2 pseudogenes are annotated in these 1,931 nt (G+C 38.0%); both read left to right on the forward strand.

The annotated features are described in order from the left end of the window. Window positions 1-587 (forward strand): annotated as a pseudogene (gene prfC, locus ACFIL8_RS01450) (peptide chain release factor 3); the annotation flags it as partial. Window positions 588-973: 386 nt separating this feature from the next. Beyond that, window positions 974-1,931: pseudogene (locus tag ACFIL8_RS01455) on the forward strand (double-strand break repair protein AddB); the annotation flags it as partial.

Below are 1,931 nucleotides of genomic sequence, written 5' to 3' on the forward strand. Positions count from 1 at the left end.
CGATGACACTTTCGGCTCCACAATTTTTCTTTGCGCGTTCGCGCCAAATTGCTGATCAAGCCTATGCTGGTGATATCGTAGGGATCCCTAATCATGGAACATTGCGTATCGGCGATACTTTGACTGAAGGAGAAGATATCCTCTTTAAGGGAGTACCAAATTTTGCACCAGAGATTTTGCGTCGTGTTTGTTTAGGCGATCCAATGAAAGCAAAAAAGCTCAAAGAAGCTTTGCAACAAATGGCTGAAGAAGGGGTTGTACAATTGTTTATTCCTGATGATGGGTCGCCTTCTCTCATTGGTGTTATTGGTGCTTTGCAAATTGATGTCTTAAAAGAACGATTAAAAATAGAATATTCTTTGCCAGTGAATTTTGAGTCTGCGCGCTTTAATTTATGCCGTTGGATTTCAGCGCAGAGCAAAGATGAGTTGCAAAAGTTTCTCAGCAATCACCGCTCTGCTATTGCGTATGATTTAGAAGGTGATCCAGTTTTTTTAGCGGAGAACCATTTTTCATTAAATTATGAAGCAGAAAGAGCTCCTAAAATAAAATTTTCTGCTTTTAAAGATTATCAAGTACGCTCTTAAAATAAAGAAGAATTTTTTATGTAACAATTTGGTTGATAATGATTTTTCATATTGAGTTGGGGATCTGAATATTGTTATTTTTTCTGAAAACAAAAGGAGTATGTAAAGAACACTTTCAGATTGCACTGTATAAAGAATACGGTAAATTTATTTTATAATATTCAATAAGTTATAATATATTTGTAATTGTAACGTCTTTTAAAATTTTGATATATTTTTTCACAATAGCTTAAGACAAGGTCATATATTTCAGTATTTTGAATGTCAGCTAAAAATCTCCTGTATAAATAGAGCTTTTCAGTTTTTTCTTGTATGAAAATTGTATACAGTCAAAATAAAGCAAATAATCAATAAGATGAAATTTGTTATTCCCAATATGAGATCATATGACTTATAAACCACGTGTCTTTTCTATATCTTCTGGAATGGCTTTTTTGCCTCACTTTGTTGAGGCACTGCTCTCCGGTACCCTTATTGATAATTTCGCTCCCAATGGAGACATTCAAACTGCCCTTGCCGATAGCCTTATTTATGTTCCGACACGTCGTGCTGCTCGCGCTTTACGTTTAGCCTTTGTTGAAAGAAGCGATACACAATCAACTTTCTTACCAACCATTCGTGCTCTAGGAGATGTCGATGAAGACAGTTTCCTTTTTGTTGAAAATCATACCAGCACTCTGAATCCACCCATTGGAAAAAGTGAACGCTTACTGCTTTTAGCGCGCCTTATTCGCCCATGGCGTGAAAATTTACCTGCGCATCTGCGTGCCATGTTTGGTACAGAAGATGTACTTATTCCGGCTCATAGTGCTGATGCAATTTGGCTTGCTCAGGATTTAGCGCATTTGATGGACGAAATTGAAACAGAAGGAGCAGATTGGTCGAAACTTAAAGATATTGCACCTGATATGGTCGCTGAATGGTGGCAAATAACGCTCGACTTTCTGACTATTGTTACGCAAAATTGGCCACAAATCTTGACCGAAAGGCAACGAAGCAATCCCGCGGAATGGCGTAATCAAGCACTCACAATGCATGCAGAGACTTTGCGATGCACGCAGCCTGATAAACCTATCATTGCTGCTGGTGTGTCAGGTTCTATGCCCGCAGTTTCTCATCTTTTAAAGGTTATAGCTTCTCTGCCCAAAGGGGCTGTTGTTCTTCCTGGCCTTGATCTTCATATGGATGAAGAACAATGGAATGCACTAAGCACAAGCAATAAAGAAAAAACAGCTTGTGATTTTTTTGATCCTGCAGAAAATGTTTTTAGCCATCCTCAATATCATTTAAAAAAACTTCTAACTCTCATGGAGTGTCAACGTCATCATGTTTGCGAAATTGGCC

Origin of the sequence: Bartonella sp. AP57NXGY, assembly GCF_042195805.1 — a bacterium.
GTDB lineage: Bacteria > Pseudomonadota > Alphaproteobacteria > Rhizobiales > Rhizobiaceae > Bartonella.